We start from the raw sequence: 2,510 nt of genomic DNA, 5'->3' as shown, positions 1-2,510 counted from the left end.
ACCTCCCTACTAACGCTTTAATTTAATATATAGTTTGTACTATATAAATAGATGCTTATATGTATTATATACACTACTAGTAAGTATCATAATCATTTAAGTATAATATTTAATAAGTTATCTTTTTATTTCTAGTTTTCGACTTATTTGTTAGATTAATTAATTTTGTATTAAAATTTCTATTTGCCCAAGAGATTTCTCTCTTCCATCATTTCCTACCCTTGTCATTATATATATTTCGTTGAAATCTCCAACAGTTTTTATATTATTACTTTCTATGTATTCCATAATCACATCATAGTATTTTCCTGAGTCTCTATAAGTATCATCAAAATACATTGTCAAATAATCTCCTTTTTCCATAGATATTATTTTATCATCTTCATAAGACACTTTTTCTCCAAGATTAATCATTACATTTTTGCACTCTGCCTTACCTTCTCTTTTCACATCTTCATAAGATATGGTAAAAGCTATTTCTGCATTAACATTTTCATAATCTCTTTCTACTTCTAAAAGAATTTTTCTCAAATTAATTTCAAATTCATCAGAAAAACGATCAGTAAAGTTATACTGAATAAATTTTCTTTCCTCATTATATTTTATGAAAACTTTATTTATACCTTTATTCAAAGATACTTTTATTTTATCTTCCAAAGATTCTACCTTATTTTTTATATTTTCTAATTCTTTTATTTTTTCTGATATTATTTTCTTTTGTTTTCCCAGTATATCAACAATTGATTCTAGAGATCTATAGTTATTAGTAACTTCTTTTATTTCTTCTAAAGATAATCCCATAGCCTTGCATTGTTTTATTAAATCTATAGTATTAAAATCTTTCATAGAATAATATCTATATCCTGTATCTTCATTTATATAAGAAGGTTTAAGTATTCCTACTTTTTCATAATGTCTTAATGTTTGTACTGATAAATTGTTTAATCTTCCCATTTGTCCAATAGATAAGTACTTACCCATATTTTCACCTCCAAAATTACTTTTGTAGAAATTAATGACCTATGTTAAAAAGGACATTAATATATATTAATGTCCTCATTATAACTACATAGTAGCCACTTCTTCAAGTGGTTCTAGTTTTTTATCTTTATTTATAACAATATCTGTATATTTCTTAACATTAGCTATTATAAACATAAGTATAAATGTTAATGACTCTGATACTAAAACACTTGCCCATATACCATTTAATCCAAATATTTTAGGTAATACATATAAGCATATTGGTAAAAATACCATAGACCTTAATATGCCTATTAAGTTTGAAAACTTAGGTATTTCTAATGCTTGATAATAAACTACTGTATCCAGATTTATACTTCCTATTATATAGGCTAAACAAGCTATTTTTAAACCATTATATGCCATCTCTGCAATTTTAGGATCAGTTGTAAATATTCCTACTATTTGTGGTCCAAAAACATAACATATAACAGCAGCCCCTATACTAACTACTAAAGATGACTTACAATTTATTTTATAAAAGCCTAACATCTTTTCTTTATCTTTTCTACCAAAATTGTAACTTATAAGTGGTTGTGCACCAAAAGTCAATCCAAGTAGAACCATGTATATATTTGTTGTTATATAATTGATTATACTATAAGTTGATATTCCTATTTCTCCCATATAATTAGTAAAGGCCATATTGTGTAAAAATACTATTATAGAAAAACTTGCTTGACCTAAGAATGATGGGAATCCTATGTTTGATACATTTTTTATACTTTCCATAATTAATGGTGCGTTACCAAAACTTAAGATACCTCTTTTTCTTATAAAGTGAGGAAGAAGTATTGAAACTGTAACTATTTGTCCTAGACCTGTAGCTATAGCCGCTCCTTTTATGCCCATATGTAATGGGAAAATAAATACATAGTCAAGTACAATGTTAGTAATTGCCCCTGCTATAGTAGAAACCATGGCAAGCTTTGGTCTGTTATCATTTCTAACAAATGAATTTAATACTATACCTACTAAGTTTGGTGTGCAGAAAATTGCATAAAATCTTAAATAATCTGTTGCCATAGGAGCTAAATTATCTGTTGCTCCTAACATCCTAACAATTTGCTCTGGAAATGCAACACAAATCACAGTTGTAACTATACATATAATTAATAATAATTTCATTACCTGCCTAAATATATTTACTGCTTTATCTATATTATTAGCACCAACATTTTTCGATACTAATGCTCCTCCACCTACTGCTAACATATTTGCTATACCAAATAATACGACAGTAAAAGGAAGTACTATATTTACGGCAGCTAGCGCCGTATCACCAACACCTTGACCTACAAATATCCCATCTATTACTGTATATAATGACGAAATAAAGTTGGCCAAAGAAGATGGTATTGCATAACTTAAAAATTCTGTAACCATATTAATACCTCCTGTTAAAATACTAAGGTATATTATAAAGTCTATTGTAAGTATAGAGTCAATACATATTTAAAAAAAGCATTTATCATATGAAAATCAAT

General features: G+C 27.0%; 2 protein-coding genes. Both read right to left on the bottom strand.

The features are described from left to right. Nucleotides 1-159 precede the first annotated feature (159 nt). Nucleotides 160-981 carry a MerR family transcriptional regulator gene (locus NSA58_RS18810; RefSeq protein WP_257560838.1) on the bottom strand — a complete coding sequence of 274 codons (822 nt, stop codon included), beginning with the start codon at nt 979-981 and terminating at the stop codon, nt 160-162. Nucleotides 982-1,065: 84 nt separating this feature from the next. Beyond that, complete coding sequence (locus NSA58_RS18805; protein ID WP_074429438.1) at nt 1,066-2,409, bottom strand: MATE family efflux transporter; 1,344 nt, start codon at nt 2,407-2,409, stop codon at nt 1,066-1,068. Nucleotides 2,410-2,510 lie beyond the last annotated feature (101 nt).

This window comes from Terrisporobacter muris (assembly GCF_024621905.1).
GTDB lineage: Bacteria > Bacillota > Clostridia > Peptostreptococcales > Peptostreptococcaceae > Terrisporobacter > Terrisporobacter muris.
This window is presented reverse-complemented; position numbering and strand designations above follow the sequence as displayed.

Coding starts and splice junctions, on each gene's coding strand:
- NSA58_RS18805 (WP_074429438.1), bottom strand. CDS start 2,409: ATGGTTACAGAATTTTTAAGTTATGCAATACCATCTTCTTTGGCCAAC.
- NSA58_RS18810 (WP_257560838.1), bottom strand. CDS start 981: ATGGGTAAGTACTTATCTATTGGACAAATGGGAAGATTAAACAATTTA.